This window comes from Kitasatospora sp. CMC57 (genome assembly GCF_045866025.2).
Taxonomy (GTDB): domain Bacteria; phylum Actinomycetota; class Actinomycetes; order Streptomycetales; family Streptomycetaceae; genus Kitasatospora.
Map to the genome: position 1 here is coordinate 1,928,944 of NZ_AP035881.2, position 17,382 is coordinate 1,946,325.

General features: G+C 70.3%; 14 protein-coding genes and 1 rRNA gene. 3 read left to right on the forward strand and 12 right to left on the reverse strand.

The features are described from left to right. Positions 1 to 144 precede the first annotated feature (144 nt). Positions 145 to 1,668: ribosomal RNA gene (locus ACKUU6_RS08635) — 16S ribosomal RNA — on the reverse strand. A 558-nt stretch (positions 1,669 to 2,226) separates the two neighbouring features. Then, complete coding sequence (gene tyrS, locus ACKUU6_RS08640) at positions 2,227 to 3,492, reverse strand: tyrosine--tRNA ligase (RefSeq protein ID WP_407992069.1); 1,266 nt, start codon at positions 3,490 to 3,492, stop codon at positions 2,227 to 2,229. A 246-nt stretch (positions 3,493 to 3,738) separates the two neighbouring features. Between tyrS and ACKUU6_RS08645 the strand changes: the two genes are divergently transcribed. Then, positions 3,739 to 4,254: an HNH endonuclease gene (locus ACKUU6_RS08645; RefSeq protein WP_407987888.1), complete on the forward strand. Its 516-nt coding sequence runs from the start codon at positions 3,739 to 3,741 to the stop codon at positions 4,252 to 4,254. A gap of 88 nt (positions 4,255 to 4,342) precedes the next feature. Here ACKUU6_RS08645 and ACKUU6_RS08650 read toward each other — a convergent pair whose 3' ends face one another. From ACKUU6_RS08650 to ACKUU6_RS08675, 6 genes are all read right to left on the reverse strand, one after another. Continuing rightward, positions 4,343 to 6,088 carry a PQQ-binding-like beta-propeller repeat protein gene (locus ACKUU6_RS08650; RefSeq protein WP_407987889.1) on the reverse strand — a complete coding sequence of 582 codons (1,746 nt, stop codon included), beginning with the start codon at positions 6,086 to 6,088 and terminating at the stop codon, positions 4,343 to 4,345. Between the two features lie 103 nt (positions 6,089 to 6,191). Further along, positions 6,192 to 6,488 (reverse strand): 4a-hydroxytetrahydrobiopterin dehydratase, encoded by a 297-nt coding sequence (locus ACKUU6_RS08655; RefSeq protein ID WP_407987890.1) that lies wholly within the window; start codon positions 6,486 to 6,488, stop codon positions 6,192 to 6,194. Positions 6,489 to 6,522: 34 nt separating this feature from the next. Then, the gene (locus ACKUU6_RS08660; protein ID WP_407987891.1) at positions 6,523 to 7,281 is read right to left on the reverse strand and encodes a sulfite exporter TauE/SafE family protein; all 759 of its coding nucleotides are present in this window, start codon (positions 7,279 to 7,281) and stop codon (positions 6,523 to 6,525) included. 166 nt (positions 7,282 to 7,447) lie between these two features. Then, entirely contained in the window at positions 7,448 to 8,461 is a 1,014-nt protein-coding gene (locus ACKUU6_RS08665; RefSeq protein ID WP_407987892.1) for an SPFH domain-containing protein, read from the reverse strand. 10 nt (positions 8,462 to 8,471) lie between these two features. Then, positions 8,472 to 8,894: an NfeD family protein gene (locus tag ACKUU6_RS08670; RefSeq protein WP_407987893.1), complete on the reverse strand. Its 423-nt coding sequence runs from the start codon at positions 8,892 to 8,894 to the stop codon at positions 8,472 to 8,474. Between the two features lie 112 nt (positions 8,895 to 9,006). Next, positions 9,007 to 9,798, reverse strand: coding sequence for an ABC transporter ATP-binding protein (locus tag ACKUU6_RS08675; protein ID WP_407987894.1), 792 nt, complete (start codon positions 9,796 to 9,798; stop codon positions 9,007 to 9,009). 207 nt (positions 9,799 to 10,005) lie between these two features. Here ACKUU6_RS08675 and ACKUU6_RS08680 point away from each other — a divergent pair, with 207 nt between their 5' ends. Continuing rightward, complete coding sequence (locus ACKUU6_RS08680) at positions 10,006 to 10,803, forward strand: hypothetical protein (RefSeq protein ID WP_407987895.1); 798 nt, start codon at positions 10,006 to 10,008, stop codon at positions 10,801 to 10,803. 28 nt (positions 10,804 to 10,831) lie between these two features. On the opposite strand, the gene ACKUU6_RS08685 is transcribed toward ACKUU6_RS08680, so the two are convergent. The 3 genes from ACKUU6_RS08685 to ACKUU6_RS08695 all read right to left on the reverse strand — a co-directional run bounded on the left by ACKUU6_RS08685 (position 10,832) and on the right by ACKUU6_RS08695 (position 15,157). Continuing rightward, on the reverse strand, positions 10,832 to 11,479 hold the full coding sequence (locus ACKUU6_RS08685; RefSeq protein ID WP_407987896.1) for a response regulator: 648 nt from the start codon (positions 11,477 to 11,479) through the stop codon (positions 10,832 to 10,834). Continuing rightward, entirely contained in the window at positions 11,472 to 12,635 is a 1,164-nt protein-coding gene (locus ACKUU6_RS08690) for a GAF domain-containing sensor histidine kinase (RefSeq protein WP_407987897.1), read from the reverse strand. Before ACKUU6_RS08690 ends, ACKUU6_RS08685 begins: the two co-directional genes overlap by 8 nt. Positions 12,636 to 12,733: 98 nt before the next feature. After that, positions 12,734 to 15,157, reverse strand: a complete 2,424-nt coding sequence (locus tag ACKUU6_RS08695; RefSeq protein ID WP_407987898.1) for an FHA domain-containing protein — start codon at positions 15,155 to 15,157, stop codon at positions 12,734 to 12,736. A gap of 163 nt (positions 15,158 to 15,320) precedes the next feature. Between ACKUU6_RS08695 and serB the strand changes: the two genes are divergently transcribed. Continuing rightward, complete coding sequence (gene serB, locus ACKUU6_RS08700; protein ID WP_407987899.1) at positions 15,321 to 16,568, forward strand: phosphoserine phosphatase SerB; 1,248 nt, start codon at positions 15,321 to 15,323, stop codon at positions 16,566 to 16,568. 214 nt (positions 16,569 to 16,782) lie between these two features. On the opposite strand, the gene ACKUU6_RS08705 is transcribed toward serB, so the two are convergent. After that, positions 16,783 to 17,313: a SixA phosphatase family protein gene (locus ACKUU6_RS08705; RefSeq protein WP_407987900.1), complete on the reverse strand. Its 531-nt coding sequence runs from the start codon at positions 17,311 to 17,313 to the stop codon at positions 16,783 to 16,785. Positions 17,314 to 17,382: the final 69 nt, after the last annotated feature.

A 17,382-nucleotide genomic window follows, 5' to 3' on the forward strand; every position in this document is an offset into this window, starting at 1 on the left:
TGCCCGACACACCCGCCATCCACCGCGTTCCACGCCCCGAAGGACAGTACTGACGGCTTCAACCGTGTGTGCCGAATAGTCAACGTTCCACCCATGAGCAACCAACCGAGAGCATTCGTCTCGGTCTGGCTATGTGCTCCTTAGAAAGGAGGTGATCCAGCCGCACCTTCCGGTACGGCTACCTTGTTACGACTTCGTCCCAATCGCTGGTCCCACCTTCGACGGCTCCTCCCCTTACGGGTTAGGCCACCGGCTTCGGGTGTTACCGACTTTCGTGACGTGACGGGCGGTGTGTACAAGGCCCGGGAACGTATTCACCGCAGCATGCTGATCTGCGATTACTAGCAACTCCAACTTCATGGGGTCGAGTTGCAGACCCCAATCCGAACTGAGGCCGGCTTTTTGGGATTCGCTCCGCCTCGCGGCATCGCAGCCCTTTGTACCGACCATTGTAGCACGTGTGCAGCCCAAGACATAAGGGGCATGATGATTTGACGTCGTCCCCACCTTCCTCCGAGTTGACCCCGGCAGTCTCCTGTGAGTCCCCATCACCCCGAAAGGCATGCTGGCAACACAGAACAAGGGTTGCGCTCGTTGCGGGACTTAACCCAACATCTCACGACACGAGCTGACGACAACCATGCACCACCTGTATACCGACCACAAGGGGGCGACTATCTCTAGCCGTTTCCGGTATATGTCAAGCCTTGGTAAGGTTCTTCGCGTTGCGTCGAATTAAGCCACATGCTCCGCTGCTTGTGCGGGCCCCCGTCAATTCCTTTGAGTTTTAGCCTTGCGGCCGTACTCCCCAGGCGGGGAACTTAATGCGTTAGCTGCGGCACCGACGACGTGGAATGTCGCCAACACCTAGTTCCCAACGTTTACGGCGTGGACTACCAGGGTATCTAATCCTGTTCGCTCCCCACGCTTTCGCTCCTCAGCGTCAGTAATGGCCCAGAGATCCGCCTTCGCCACCGGTGTTCCTCCTGATATCTGCGCATTTCACCGCTACACCAGGAATTCCGATCTCCCCTACCACACTCAAGCCTGCCCGTATCGAATGCAGACCCGGGGTTAAGCCCCGGGCTTTCACAACCGACGCGACAAGCCGCCTACGAGCTCTTTACGCCCAATAATTCCGGACAACGCTCGCACCCTACGTATTACCGCGGCTGCTGGCACGTAGTTAGCCGGTGCTTCTTCTGCAGGTACCGTCACTTGCGCTTCTTCCCTGCTGAAAGAGGTTTACAACCCGAAGGCCGTCATCCCTCACGCGGCGTCGCTGCATCAGGCTTTCGCCCATTGTGCAATATTCCCCACTGCTGCCTCCCGTAGGAGTCTGGGCCGTGTCTCAGTCCCAGTGTGGCCGGTCGCCCTCTCAGGCCGGCTACCCGTCGTCGCCTTGGTAGGCCATTACCCCACCAACAAGCTGATAGGCCGCGGGATCATCCTGCACCGCCGGAGCTTTCCACCAACCCCCATGCAGAGGAAGGTCATATCCGGTATTAGACCTCGTTTCCAAGGCTTGTCCCAGAGTGCAGGGCAGATTTCCCACGTGTTACTCACCCGTTCGCCACTAATCCACTCCGAAGAGCTTCATCGTTCGACTTGCATGTGTTAAGCACGCCGCCAGCGTTCGTCCTGAGCCAGGATCAAACTCTCCGTGAATGTCTGCGAGTAATCTCGCGAGCCACTCGCGTTGAGCGGCACGGCAACCACCGGAATAGGCGGCCCCGCGCACTGCGTCCTCGCTAGTGTTTTACTTCATAAAGGAATCTCCAACCCCACAAAGTGAGGCCGGGGATGTCAACATATCTGGCGTTGACTTTTGGCACGCTGTTGAGTTCTCAAGGAACGGACACTTCCTTCGAGCCGCTTATCAGGCGGACCCTCCGGGCGCTTCGTTCGTTCTTTCGTGTTCCGAGCTTATCAGACGTTTTCCGCTCCGTTTTCCGGAGTTTCATTTCATCTTTCGGCTCTCCCGAACTGTATCAGAGCTATTCGGCCCGCTTTTCCCGCTCGAATTGTCATTCGAAGGGCGCGCGACGAAGCAGTTCGTCAGAGTTTGGGGGTTCCGCTGTCCGGTGTGACCCGGTTTCAGCGACTCGGACTACGTTAAGGCACTGCGCGGCCCGCGTCAAACACAGAGGGGCCGGATCTGTCCAGATCCGGCCCCTCCTTGACTGCTCCGCAGCTCAACAGGCGTGCGGTTTCAGCCAACTGACACTAGTTCGAGGCGAGCTCGATCGCGGCCAGGTTGCGCTTTCCGCGCCGCAGCACCAGCCAACGGCCGTGCAGCAGGTCCGAGTTGGCCGGTACGGCCTCCTCGTCGGCGACCTTCGCGTTGTTCAGGTAGGCGCCGCCCTCCTTGATGGTGCGGCGGGCGCCCGAGCGGCTGGGGGCGAGGCCGACCTCGACCAGCAGGTCCACCACGGGGAGCAGCTCGGTGACCGTGGCCTTGGGGACCTCGGCGAGAGCTGCGGCCAGGGTGGCGGGCTCCAGGTCGGCGAGGTCGCCCTGACCGAAGAGGGCCTTCGAGGCGGCGACCGCGCGCTCGTACTGGTCGGCACCATGTACCAGGGTGGTGAGTTCCTCGGCCAGGGCCCGCTGGCCCAGCCGGGCCTGCGGGCGCTCGGCGGTCTCGCGCTCCAGCTCCTCGATCTCCTCCCGGGACCGGAACGAGAAGATGCGCAGGAAGTTCGAGACGTCCCGGTCGTCCGCGTTCAGCCAGAACTGGTAGAAGGCGTACGGGGTGGTCAGCTCCGGATCCAGCCAGATCGTGCCGGACTCGGTCTTGCCGAACTTGGTGCCGTCGGCCTTGACGATGAGCGGGGTGGCGAGCAGGTGGACCGGCTTGCCCTCGGCTTTGCGGATCAGGTCACTGCCCGCGGTGAGGTTGCCCCACTGGTCGCTGCCGCCGGTCTGCAAGGTGCAGTTGTAGCGGCGGAACAGCTCCAGGTAGTCCATGCCCTGGAGGATCTGGTAGCTGAACTCGGTGTACGAGATGCCGGCCTCGGAGTTCAGCCGCCGGGCGACCGCCTCCTTGGCGATCATGCCGTTGACCCGGAAGTACTTGCCCACGTCGCGCAGCAGACTGATCGCCGACATGCCCGACGTCCAGTCCAGGTTGTTGACCATGCGGGCCGCGTACTCGCCCTCGAAGTCGAGGTACTTCGCCACCTGGCCGCGCACGCGCTCCACCCACCGCGCGACCGTCTCGGGTTCGTTGAGCACCCGCTCCGCAGTGGGCTTGGGGTCACCGATCAGGCCGGTGGCGCCACCGACCAGGCCGAGCGGGAAGTTTCCGGCCTGCTGGATCCTGCGCATGGTGAGGATCTGCACCAGGTTGCCGAGGTGGAGGCTGGGGGCCGTCGGGTCGAAGCCGCAATAGAACGTGACCGGGCCGTCCGCGAACGCCTTGCGCAGTGCGTCCTCGTCGGTGGACAGGGCGATCAGCCCTCGCCACCGCAGCTCGTCGACGATGTCCGTCACGGTCACGCTTCTCCTTCGGTCGGGCGCCAGGTCCGCGCTCGGGCCCGTTCCGTCGGGCCCCGCACCTGGACGACTCCAGCGTCCTAGAGCCTACGCGGTCCCGGCCAGCGACTTTTCGCTGTGGCCGCCCGGTGCCGGAAATTCCGTTGTTCGCAGCCCCGACGCGGGTCAGAGTGGAGTCCCGCCGAGCGGCGGACTGGTACGGGACGGGCGTGCCGTCGGCAGGCCCGCAGGGAGGTGGCCGAGGTGCGCAACACGCTGGTTCTGAACGCGAGCTACGAACCGCTGACGACGGTGTCCCTGAAGCGCGCCGTGGTGCTGGTACTCCAGGACAAGGCCGTGGTCGAGCAGGCCCATCCGCTCGGTGTGGTGCGGGCGACCGGCATCTCCGTACCGGTGCCCCGGGTGATCAGACTCCAACGCTACGTCCGGGTGCCGTTCCGACAACGGGCCCCGTGGTCGCGGCGGGGTGTGCTGGTCCGGGACCAGCACCTGTGTGCGTACTGCGGCCGACGGGCTACCACGGTGGACCACCTGCACCCGAAGTCGCGCGGTGGCGCCGACTCCTGGTTGAACACCGTCGCAGCCTGCGCGGAGGACAACCAGCGCAAGGCCGACCGGACGCCGGAGCAGGCCGGGATGAGGCTCCTGCGCAAGCCGTTCGAGCCGACACCGGAGGCGACGCTGATGCTGGCGCTCGGTCTGCACCGCAGTGAGATGCACGAGCTGGCGGCCTGGCTGCCGGCTGCGGCGGTGGCGTGAGCCCCGCCGCCCCAGAGCGTGGGCCGACCCGATCGGGGGACGGGTCGGCCCATGAGTCTTTCGGCCCATGAGTCTTTTCGACGCACCGTCAGCTCTTGGCCTGGAAGGCGCCCGCGACGCCGAAGTTTGCCGAGTGCTCGGGCAGCACGACGACCTTGCCGCCGCCGGTGAGCACCCGGCCGGAGGTCAGCAGCGAGCCGGTGCCCTGGGGGTAGCCGCCGCCTGCGGTGGCCCGGCCGTCGGTGACGGCGTACCGGCTGAGGTGGGCAGGCTGGTCCAGGCGCTCGTCGCCGGCCAGCAGCAGGGCGCCGTTCTCCACACCGACCGGGACGGACTTGCCCTTCTCGGCGACCGGGGTCTTCCAGCGCGCCTTACCGGTCGTCAGGTCATAGCCGACGGCCGAGGACTTGCCGCCGTCGGCCGGGACCAGGGTGCTCAGCAAGGTCTGGTCCTGGAAGAACACCGTCGGGGTGGGGTCGAAGCTGCCCCGGGTGACGCCGAGCCTGCCGCCCTCGGCGGTGACCGGGATCTCGGCGGCCGGGTCGCCGGTGGCGCCCCAGGCGAAGACCCGGTCGTCGGTGGGCTGCGCGCCGGTGGTGAGCACCACGGCGGGCTCGGCGGAGAGCACGGTGACGGTCTTGGGCTGGTTGTTCAGCCCGCGCCACCAGTGCAGCTTGCCGTCCTCGGCGTTCAGCGAGACCGCTTGGTCGGCGGGCGTGCTGTCGGCGCAGGTGCTGTGCAGCAGGACGGTCTTGCCGCTCGCGCCGCCGCTCAGCGTGCAGAACTTGCCCTGGCCGCCGTACGTCCAGAGGTCCTTGCCGTCGGCGGCGGCCCAGGCGGTCGCCCGGTCGTCCCCGACCGCGACCACCTTGTCCTCCAGCACCGCGACGTGGGCGCCGTAGCCGTCCTTGGCGTCGGAGAGCGGCTTGGCCCAGTTCGTCTTGCCGGTCTTGGTGTCGACGGCGGTGACCAGGGTGCAGGCGCTCTTCGGATCGGCCGAGACCCGGAACAGTGCGGCACCCAGGCCCGCCGGACTGACCGTGGGTGAGAGACCGCACGGGATGGCACCCTCGGCGGGCGGGGCGACCGTCCAGGTGGGCTTGCCGTCGGCGAGCGCGTAGGCGTGCACGCCGGTGCTGTCGGAGCGGACCACCGCGTCGGCCAGCAGCCAGCTGCCGACCAGCGTGTCGTCGGCGCCGGTGGCCGGAGCGGTGGCGGGCTGGGCGGCCCACGCCCGGGCGTGCGCGACGGTGAACGTCTTCGGGATCTCGGCCGGGCCGCCAGCCGCTCCCCCACCGTCGGACTGGTCGGCGGTCACCATCACGCCGGCCGTGATCAGGACGGCCAGTGCGGCGACCCCGGCCCCGGTACGGATCAGCAGGGCGCGCTTGCCCGGCGCGTGCTCCCCGGAGATCACCGATGCGGCCAGGTCCTTCACCCGGTCGACGGGTGACACCTTGCGGACCGGGGCGGCGACGACGGGCCCGGCGGGCTCGGGCGCCACCACGGGCGCCGCCGGTTCGGCCTGCACGACCGGTTCGAAGGACGGCGGTTCATGGCCCGGCGGCTCGTGACCCGGCGGCTCGAAGGACGGCGTCTCGTACGGGGACGGCTCGTACGGCTGCTGGTAGGACGGCGGCGCGTACAGCTGCTGCTCGTACCCGGCTCCGGCCTGCTGGTACTGCTGCTGCGGCACGGCGGACTGCCACTGCTGGTCCTGGTACCCGTAGGGCTGCTCGCCGTACGGCTGCTGCTCCGGGGTCGGGTACCACCCCTGCTGGTAGTCGTAGCCGACCGGCTCCTGCCCGGCCGTGCCGGAGTGGTCCTGAGCCATACCGTTCCGTCCGTCCGACTGCTGCTTGCTGGCGGCAGTCAGCATCTCACGCCGGTCGGACCATCCCGTCCGGAACCGGAGCAATCGGGCATCTCACGGGGGATCAGACGGTGCGCAGCGCCTGGTCGATCCTGGCCGCCATGGTGAGGTCGAGCTCGGTCAGGCCGCCCGCGCTGTGGGTGGACAGGACGAACCGCAGGGTGCGCCAGCGGATGTCGATGTCGGGGTGGTGGTCGAGTTCCTCGGCTGCCACCGCCACCGCGTCGACCACCGCGATCGCGGTCGGGAAGCCGGCCGTCTCGGCGGTCCGGACGATGGCCTCGCCCTCCCGGGTCCAGTCCGGGAGGGCGGCCAGGCCGGCCGTGATCTGATCGTCGGTCAGTCGGGTGCGATTGCTCATGGGCCCAGCGTACGAGCGGGTGCCCGGACCGGGCTCAGCTGAGCAGCATTCGGGTCACCGCGACCAGGCCGACGGCGACGATCACCCCGCGCAGCGCGGGCGGCGGCAGGCGGCGGCCGACCTTGGCGCCGAGCTGGCCGCCGAGGGTGGAGCCGACCGCGATGAGCAGGACGGCGGTCCAGTCGATCTCCGAGGTGAAGAGGAAGAACACCGCCGCCACCGCGTTGACGATCAGGGCGAGCACGTTCTTGGCGCCGTTGATCCGCTGCATGGAGTCCTGGAGCAGCATGCCTATCAGGGCCACCAGCAGGACGCCCTGGGCTGCGCCGAAGTAGCCGCCGTAGATGCCGGTCAGAAAGACCCCGCCGAGCAGCAGCGGCCCGAGTTCGGCGGTCGAACCCTCGCGCTTCCGGGCGGCCATCGCCCTGGCCACCCGGGGCTGGATCACCACCAGCACCAGGGCGAGCAGGATCAGCACCGGCACGATCGTGTCGAACGCCGCGCTGGGCAGCTTGACCAGCAGGTACGCGCCGAGCAGTCCGCCGAGCAGCGAGGCGGTGCCCATCCGGATCAACCGGCCGCGCTGGCCGGTGAGTTCGCGGCGGTAGCCGATCGCGCCGCTGAGCGTGCCCGGCACCAGGCCGATGGTGTTGGAGACGTTGGCGGTCACCGGCGGCACGCCGAAGGCGAGCAGGACCGGGAAGGTGATCAGGGTGCCGGACCCGACCACGGTGTTGATGGTCCCGGCGCCGATGCCGGCGAGCAGGACGGCGAGCCCCTCCCAGAGCGTCATGAGTACCCCAGTTTCTGGCCCGGTCCGGTACACGGCACGGGGGCTCGCGTCCGGGCGGGGCCGAGCAGTTGTGCCGCTGATCATGCATCACCGGGGCGGCCCGGGGCCAGAGGGGGTACGGAAACGGGCCCGCTCTCCGAGGGGAGAACGGGCCCGGCCGGGGTCTCTACTCGGGGTCGAGCTTCGGGTACTCGCGGTTGGGTTCCACCCGGGGACGGGCGGCGCCCTTGTCGGTGTCGACCGGGCGGGGCCCGGTCGGGCGGTCGACCTGGATCGGGGAGCCGGCCTGGGCGGCGGGGGCGCCACCACCGGTCGCGTTGCCGAAGGCGCCGCCGATGCCCTTGAGCGCGTCGCCGATCTCGCTCGGGATGATCCAGAGCTTGTTGGCGTCGCCCTTGGCCAGCTCGGGCAGGGTCTGCAGGTACTGGTAGGCGAGCAGCTTCTGGTCCGCGTCGCCCTCGTGGATCGCCTCGAAGACGGTCCGGATCGCGGCGGCCTCACCGTCGGCCCGGAGCACCGCGGCCTGCGCCTCACCCTCAGCGGTGAGCACCGCCGCCTGCTTCTCACCCTCGGCCCGCAGGATGGCGGCCTGCCGGGAGCCCTCGGCGGTGAGGATGGCGGCGCGCTTGTCACGGTCGGCGCGCATCTGCTTCTCCATCGAGTCCTGGATGGAGGTCGGCGGCTCGATCGCCTTGAGCTCGACCCGGTTGACCCGGATGCCCCACTTGCCGGTGGCCTCGTCGAGGACGCCGCGCAGGCCCGCGTTGATCACCTCACGGGACGTCAGGGTGGACTCCAGGTCCATCGAGCCGATGATGTTGCGCAGGGTGGTGACGGTGAGCTGCTCGATCGCCTGGATGTAGCTGGCAACCTCGTAGGTGGCGGCCCGGGCGTCGGTGACCTGGTAGTAGATCACCGTGTCGATGTTGACCACCAGGTTGTCCTGGGTGATCACCGGCTGCGGAGGGAAGGGGACGACCTGCTCGCGCAGGTCGATCCGGTTCCGGACCCGGTCGATGAACGGGACCACGATGTTCAGGCCGGCGTTCAGCGTCCGCGTGTAGCGGCCGAAACGCTCCACGATGGCCGCACTGGCCTGCGGGATCACCTGGATCGTCTTGATCAGTGCGATGAAGGCCACCACGACCAGGACGACCAGCACGATAAGGACGGGTTCCACGCGTTCTCCCCTAGACGACCAGGGCGGTGGCGCCCTGGATTTCGACGACGTCGACCTGCTGACCCGGCTCGTAGACACTGCCGGGGTGGAGCGCCCGGGCCGACCAGATCTCGCCGTTCAGCTTGATCCGCCCGCCCTGCGCGTCGACCTGCTCCTGCACGATGGCGGTGGCGCCGGTCAGCGCGTCGATCCCGGTCCGGATTCCCGGCCCCTGCTTGAGCTGGCGGTACGCGATCGGGCGGACCACGACCAGCAGGGCGACCGAGACGCCCACGAAGATCAGGAACTGCCCCACCACCCCGACTCCGAGTCCGGCGGCGCCGGCGGCCGCCCCGGCGCCGATCGCGAACATGGCGAATTCCGGCATCGCGGTGAGTACCAGCGGTATGCCGAGGCCGACGGCGGCCAGGAGCCACCAGATCCAGCTGTCCACAGGGCCATCCTAAGGAGGTGAGGTCTCTCCCGGCGGAAAGTTCCCGCAGGTGGACGGGCGGAAACCGGCCGTACGTACGACCGGTCCCAGTTCAGTACGTTCAGTACCCGCGTCAGCCGAGCGGCAGGCCCTGCGCGGACCAGCGGTCGCCGTGCCGCTCCAGGGTCAGCGGGAGACCGAAGCAGAGCGAGAGGTTGCGCGCCGTCAGCTCGGTGTCGATCGGGCCCGCGGTGAGCACCTTGCCCTGACGGATCATCAGCACGTGGGTGAACCCGGGCGCGATCTCCTCGACGTGGTGGGTGACCATCGCCATCGCCGGGGCGAACTCGTCCTGGGCCAGCGCGCCGAGCCTGCGGACCAGGTCCTCCCGGCCGCCGAGGTCGAGACCGGCGGCCGGCTCGTCCAGCAGCAGCAGCTCGGGGTCGGTCATCAGCGCGCGGGCGATCATGGTGCGCTTGCGCTCGCCCTCGGACAGCGTGCCGAACTTCCGGTTCACGAAGTCCGCCATGCCGAGCCGGTCCAGCAGCGCGAGGGCGCGGACCTCGTCGGTGGTCTCGTACTGCTCGCGCCAGGTGGCGGTCATCCCGTACGCGGCGGTCAGCACCGTCTGCAACACGGTCTGGTCGGTCGGCAGCTTGTCCAGCAGCGAGGCGCTGGCCAGGCCGATCCGCTGGCGGAGCTCGAAGACGTCGACCGCGCCGAGCTTCTCACCCAGCACGGCGGCCGTGCCCGTGCTCGGGAAGAGGTAGGTGGAGGCGACCTGGAGCAGGGTCGTCTTACCGGCGCCGTTCGGGCCCAGGATCACCCAGCGCTCGCCCTCGGAGATCGACCAGGAGACCTGATCGACCAGCGCGCGCCCCTCCCGGACCACGGAAACGTCCACCAGCTCCAGCACGTCGCTCATGCCTACGCCTTCCCCAATGCAGAAAATTCGGCCGCCCGAGGCCCTTTGCGCGCGCGGGTCCTCGGGGTGCGGTCCACTCGTGTCGACAGTCGGCTGCGGGCGGGCAGCCTACCCCGGGGCCGGGTAAGGCTCGGAGGGGGTGCGCCGCTCACAGCACAGGCCAAACCTACGCCACGCGGATGGCCCTACTTTCCGTAGGCTGGCCGGATGCCTGCTTCAACCACTGACAATCCGTACGAAGAGCCGCGCTCCGGGCGGCTGACCGCGTGGGGCAACGCGCTTCTGGGCGGTTTCACCTCTCCCGACCAGGCCGCCGAGGCCCTGCTCGGCACCGACGAGAGCCACCGCTTCACCGGCCTGCCCGGCGACGCCGTCGGCGAACTGCACAGCCCCGCCTGGGCCCTCGGCAGGCTGCGGTCCCTCGGTGCCACCGGCCTGCGGCTGGCCAGGCCCGCCTCCGGCCACCCGCTCGGCCTGACCGGCCCCGCCACCTTCAACGCCGCCGCCCTCGCCGCCGGCGAAGCCGTGCTGGCGGTCGGCCTGCCGATCGGCTTCGTCCCCGAGATCGAGGTGTACGGGCCGGAGGGCGACCAGGGCGTCCGGGTGCTGTGGCGCTGCTCGCCCGTCAACGAGGGGCCGCCCGCTGACGTCCCGTCACTGCACGAGGCGGAGCGCGAACTCGCGGACAGCCTGCGGGAGACCACCGTGCTGCTCACCAAGCTGGACGTCGCCGGGGCCGGCCCGGAAGCCCTGCGGTCCCTCACCGAATGGCGCAAGCGCGGCCACACCGAGCTGCTCGCCCCCGGCTACCCGCCCCGCGCCGTACGGGTCCTGGAGTCCGCCCGGCAGATCACCGCCCTGCTCTCGATCGCCCTCGGCGGCCACGGCGCAGCGGTCAGCGCCTCCGAGATGGCGGCCCGCCGCGAGATCCTCGCCCCCCTCGGCCGCACCGCCCGCCGGGCCACGGCGGCGGCCTACAACGCGATGGTCGACGAGCCTCGTTGAGCGGCTTCGCTCCGGGGGCGGCAGGAGGTCAGGTCTGGTTGTTGCGCACGGCCCAGAGTGCGGCCTGCGTCCGGTCGGCGAGGTCGAGCTTCATCAGGATGTTGGAGACGTGCGTCTTCACCGTCTTCTCGGAGAGGTGCAGCGCCCGGGCGATCTCCCGGTTGGAGCGCCCGTCCGCGATGTGCGAGAGCACTTCGCGCTCCCGCTCCGTCAGCGTCCCGCCCCGGCCCTGGGGCGCTCGCGGGGTGTCGTCCGAGAGGAGTGCGGCGGCCAGCTCCGGCTGGAGCAGGACGTGTCCGGCGTGCACCGAGCGGATCGCTCCGGCCAGTGCCTCCGGGTCCACGTCCTTGTAGACGTAGCCGGCGGCGCCGGCGCGGAGGGCGGGCACCATCGTCCGGTGCTCGGTGAAGCTGGTCACGATCAGCACCCGGGCCGCGCTGCCGCGCTCCTTGAGCAGTTTGAGCGCCTCGATCCCGTCCACGCCGGGCATCTTCAGGTCCATCAGCACCACGTCGGGTCCGAGAGCCTCGGTCTTCTCGACGCCCTCGGCGCCGTCCGCGGCCTCGCCGACCACCTCGATGTCGTCCTGCACCTCCAGGAAGGTGCGCAGCCCTCGCCGTACCACCTGGTGGTCGTCCACCAGCAGGACGCGGATCCGTGCCGTGGTGTCAGGCACCGGGGACCTCCAGTTCGACGACGGTCCCCTGACCGGGGGCCGATTCCAGGGACAGCGTCCCTCCCACCGCGGCGGCCCGGTCCCGCATGGAGACCAGCCCGAGGTGCCGGCCCGCCCGGCGGACGCTCTCGGGGTCGAAGCCGCGTCCGTCGTCGTGCACCCGCAGCCGGGCGCCCCGGTCGGCCGTACCGGTCAGCGTGATCTCGACGAGCTCGGCGCCGGAGTGCCGCAGGGCGTTGTGCAGGGCCTCCTGGGCGACCCGCAGCACCGCTGCCTCCTGCCCGGGCGGCAGCGTCCGGACGCCGTCCGAGCTGAACCTGACCTCGGCGGTGTGGGCGCGGTCGAGCACCTGGGCCTGCGAGGCCAGGGTGGCCACCAGACCGTCCTCGTCCAGTGCAGCGGGCCGCAGTTCGATCACCACGGCGCGGAGTTCGTCGGCGGCCTCGGCGGCCAGCCTGGCCACCTCGGCGAGTTCGGCGCGGGCCCGGGCCGGGTCGCGGTCGACCAGGGTGGCGGCGGCCTTGGCGGTGAGGCGGAGCGAGAAGAGCTTCTGCGAGACGGCGTCGTGCAGGTCGTGGGCGATCCTGGCCCGCTCGCCGGCCAGGGTGAGTTCGCGGCTGCGCTCGTACAGTCGGGCGTTGCCGAGCGCTATCGCGGCGTGGGCGGCGAGGATGCGGAGCAGCTCCTCGTCATGGGCGGTGAAGCCGCCCGCCTTGTTCGCCAGGCTGTGTTTGTTTGCCAGGAACAGCGCCCCGAGGATCTCGGTCCCGTCCACGATCGGCATGCCGAGGAAGTCCCGCATGTCGGGGTGCGCGTCCGGCCAGCCCTCGAAGTCGGGGGCGCGGCGGACGTCGTCCAGCCGGGTCGGGGTGAGCCGGTGCAGCATCGCCGCCAGTACGCCGTGCTGGCGGGGCAGCGGGCCGATCGCCTTCCACTGCTCGTCGGTGATGCCGTCCACCACGAACTGGGCGAAGCCGCCGTGGTCGTCGGGCACGCCGAGGGCGGCGTACTCGGCGCCGAGCAGGGTGCGGGCCTCGGCGGTGATCCGGCGCAGGACCTCGCGGACCTCCAGGTGGCGGCTCATCGCCAGGACGGCGCCGCTGACGGCCTCGATCCCGCTCAGGGAGGGGTCGCAGGGGGTTGGTTCGGCTGGCATGCCCTCACGCTACCGTCGGGACCTGGCCCGGGCATGGGGCGCCAGGTCTAGGACCTGAGGACCAGGAGGCCGTGACACCCCCTCCCCGTTGGCGGCCGCTAGCCCCGCTGCATCACCTCGGGCTCGTGCCGCCGCTGCAGCCGGTTGACCAGCAGGCCGAGCAGGCCGGCGAAGGCCAGCAGGGCGAGCCAGTTGAGGAGCAGCATCCCGACCGAGTGGGTCCAGAGCTGGTCGGTGCCGGGCGCTACCGGCGAGATGCCGGCCAGGTCGAGGGTGTTGCCCGCGGCGGCGACGCCCCAGCGGGCGGGCATCAGCCAGGCGAACTGCTCAAGGCCGGGTTCGTCGTAGACCTGGAAGACCGAGCCGGTGAAGACCAGCTGGACGATGGTGAACATCACCAGCAACGGCATGGTCTTCTCCGCCGTCCGGACCAGGGCGGAGATCACCAGGCCGACCATCATCGAGACGAAGCCGAGCAGGGTCACGCCGACGGCCATCTCGACCGCCGGGGCGCCGGTGATCAGCAGGCCGCGCTCGGGCAGCTCACGCAGGCCGAAGCCGATGGCGGAGATCAGTCCGCCCTGCACCACACTGACCGCGCCGAGCACGGTCACCTTGGACATCAGGTACGCGGAGCGGGACAGCCCGGTGGCCCGTTCGCGCTCGTAGATCGGCCGTTCCTTGATCAGTTCGCGGACCGAGTTGGCCGCCCCCGCCAGGCAGGCGCCGACCGCGAGCACCAGCAGGATCATCCGGGCCCCGGCGTTCCCGGCCGGACCGGCGCAGTCGACCAGTCCGCAGCTGTCCGGGATCAGCGCGCTGACGCCGCCGAGCACCAGCGGCAGCAGCAGCGAGAGGGCCAGGAAGCCCCGGTCGGCTCCGATCACCGCGAGGTAGCGCCGGACCAGGGTCCACAGCTGGGAACGCCAGCGCTGCGGCTTGGGCGGTTCGGTCCGTGGCCGGTCCGCCGGCAGCACCGGCAGCGGGGTGGCGACCGAGTCGGCGGAGTACTCCTGGTGGTGCGGGGAGCCCCGGTAGCGGCCGGCCCAGTCGTGGTCGGGGTGGTTCTCGAAGGCCTGGAAGACGTCGGCCCAGCTCTGGTAGCCGAAGAAGTACAGCGCCTCGTCCGGCGGCCCGAAGTAGGCCACCGAGCCGCCGGGGGCGAGTACCAACAGCCGGTCGCAGAGGGAAAGTTCGGCCACCGAGTGGGTGACCACCAGGACGGTGCGGCCGTCGTCGGCGAGTCTGCGAAGGGTCTGCATCACCTCGCGGTCCATACCGGGGTCAAGGCCCGAGGTGGGCTCGTCCAGGAAGATCAGCGAGGGCTTGGTGAGCAGTTCGAGGGCGACCGAGACCCGCTTCTGCTGGCCGCCGGAGAGGGTGCTGATCCGGCTGTCGGCGCGCTGGTCGAGCCGCAGCTCGTACAGCACCTCGTCGATCCGGCGCTCGCGTTCGGCCGCCTCGGTGTCGCCGGGGAAGCGCAGTTCGGCGGCGTAGCGCAGCGCCGTACGGACCGTCAGCTCCCGGTGCAGGATCTCCGACTGCGGCACCAGGCCGATCCGGGACCGCAGTTCGGCGAACTGCCGGTAGAGGTCGCGCCCGTCGTACAGCACCTGGCCCTGATCCGCCGGGCGGTAGCCGGTCAGCGCGCGCAGCAGGGTGGACTTGCCGGAGCCGGACGGGCCGACCACAGCGACCAGTGACTTCTCCGGGACGGTGAAGCCGACGTCCCGGAGCAGGGTCCGCCGACCGCCCCGGTGCGGGATCTCCACGCTCAGGTGCCGGGCCGAGAAGGTGACCGCGCCGTCGTCCACGTACTCCTGGAGCTGACCGCCGATCAGCGCGAAGCCGGAGCGGCCGACGGTCAGCCGGTCCTGCTCGCCGACCAGCGCCCGGTGCACCGGCTGACCGTTCAGGAAGATCCCGTTGTGGCTGCCGAGGTCGACGATCTCCCACCGGCCGTCCGGGAGTTGCCGCAGCTCGGCGTGGTGCCGGGAGATCTGCAGGTCGGGCAGGACCACGTCGTTGTCCAGCGCCCGGCCGATCCGGATGGTCCTGGTGCTGGGCGGCAGGTTGCGGATCACGGTCGGTGCGGAGCGGTCGCGCTGCTGCGGGAAGGCGGCGGCGGGGAACGCGGCGGCCGGGAACGGGCTGGGGCTGCTGCCCCCGGTGACGGCGGCGTGCCAGGGCACCGGCGGAAGCACCGGCGTGGTCGGGACGGGAGCGGCCGCCGGGGCGCGGAAGACCAGCCGGGGGCCGCTGGCCGCGCTGCCGAGCCGGATCTCGGTGCCGGGCCGGACCGGGACCAGCGGGCTCCGGACGCCCTGGGCGAAGGTGCCGTTGGTGCTTCCGTGGTCGGTGAGCAGCCAGCCGCCCTCGTGCGGGGCCAGGGTGGCGTGCCGCCAGGACACCCGGGCGTCCTCGAACCGCAGGTCCGCCGCCGGGTCGCGGCCGAGCAGGTAGGTCCGGTCCGGGTCCAGGACCTGCTGCTGCCCGTCGATCTCCACTACCAGTTCCGGCACTGTCCCCGCCCACCCCTGTCCCCACCGACAACTGACGGCCCGCCATCCTTCCAGGTGCGAACCCGGAGCACTATCCGCCCAAGTGGGACGGGTACGGCCGACGGTCCAGAGGGCGGACGCCGTTGTCGGCCGGAGCGGAGCGACCGGTAGCGTGGGTGGCACCATGAACGCTGCGCCCCTCCCCCCGCCGCCCCGGTCGTACGACGACGAGCGGACCTTGCTGGTCAAGGTCTTCGGCAAGGACCGCCCCGGTATCACCGCAGGGCTGTTCAGCACGCTCGGTGACTTCGGCGTGGACGTGATCGACATCGAGCAGATGGTCACCCGTGGCCGGATAACGCTCTGCGTCCTGGTGGCCACCCCGGCCGGCGGGCCCGGCACCGAGGGGGCGCTCCGCGTCACCGTGCACCGCTGGGCGGAGGAGCTCAAGCTTCAGGCCGAGATCATCTCCGGCACCGGTGACAACCGGCCGCGCCGGGAGGGCCGCTCGCACGTCACCGTGCTCGGGCACCCGCTCACCGCCGTCGCCGTCGCCGCGCTGACCAGCCGGATCACCGAGGCGGGCGGCAACATCGACCGCGTCTTCCGGCTCGCCAAGTACCCGGTGACCGCCGTCGAACTGGCCGTCTCCGGTGTGGCGACCGAGGAGCTGCGGGCCGTGCTGGCCCCCGAGGCCGCCGCCCAGCAGGTGGACATCGCGGTGGTCAGGACCGGCCTCCAACGCCGGGCCAAGCGGCTGGTGGTGATGGACGTCGACTCGACCCTGATCCAGGACGAGGTGATCGAGCTGTTCGCCGCCCACGCCGGCTGCGAGCAGAAGGTCGCCGAGGTGACCGCCGCCGCGATGCGCGGTGAGCTGGACTTCGCCGAGTCGCTGCGCGCGCGGGTGGCGCTGCTGGCCGGGCTGGACGCCGAGGTGACCGAGAAGGTCCGCGCCGAGGTCCGGTTCACCCCCGGGGCTCGCACCCTGGTCCGTACGCTGCGCCGGCTCGGCTTCCAGGTGGCCATCGTCTCCGGCGGCTTCACCCAGGTCACCGACCACCTGGTCGAGCAGCTCGGCCTGGACTTCGCCGCCGCCAACACCCTTGAGGTGGTGGACGGGAAGTTCACCGGCCGGGTCACCGGCGAGATCGTCGACCGGGCCGGCAAGGCCCGCTGGCTGGAGCGGTTCGCCGCCCAGGCGAAGGTCCCGCTGGAGCAGACGGTCGCCATCGGCGACGGCGCCAACGACCTCGACATGCTGAACGCGGCCGGCCTCGGCGTCGCCTTCAACGCCAAGCCGGTGGTCCGCGAGGCCGCTGACACGGCGGTCAACGTGCCCTTCCTGGACACCGTCCTCTACCTGCTGGGCATCACCCGCGAAGAGGTCGAGGCGGCCGACGAGCTGGACGGCACACCGACGGACGACTGACACCCCCTGGGGGGTAGGGGCGCCGGACGGCAGAGCCAGAGGCGTTGAGGCGGCCGACGAGCTGGACGGCACACCGACGGACGACTGAAGCCCTCCGGGGGGATGTCGTGCGGCACAGCCAGGGATGTCGAGGCCGCGCGGCGGTGCCACGCGGCGCCCTCCGGGGCAGCCGGACGAGCAGCCGGAGGGCGGGGCCGCCCTCCGGCTGCCGGGCTCAGTCCTCGTGCGGGGTGTGGAAGGTGTCCAGGCTGGCGATGCCGGGCTCGACGGACTTCCAGGGGCCGGGGAAGCTCAGGACCGCGATCGCGGCGGTCGGGAAGCCGCCGTTGCGCAGGCGGGTGAGGGCGTCGGGGTCGCCCTGGTCGCCGGCCAGGATCTGGGTCAGGCCGAGTACGCCGGGGTTGTGGCCGACCAGGACGAGGTCCCGGTACTCGTCCGGGGTCTCCTGCAGCACCGCGATGATCTCGCCCGGGCTGGCCTCGTAGATCCGGTCCTCGTAGACCGTCTTCCGCGGGCGCTTGGGCAGCTCGTGGACGGCGAGCTTCCAGGTCTCCCTGGTCCGCAGCGAGGTGGAGCAGAGCACGTAGTCGGGGTTGATGCCGGAGTCGGTCAGCCAGCGGCCGGCGTCCGGGGCCTGCACGCGGCCGCGGTCGGCCAGCGGACGCTCGTGGTCGTCCACCTGGTTCGGCCAGTCGGCCTTCGCGTGGCGGAGAACGATGATCCTTCGAGGGGTGTCGGCGCTCATACCCCGAGCTTTCCAGAAAACCCGCCGCCGGGCGCGGCGCCCGGTGGGGCGCCACCCCCTGGGGTGGCT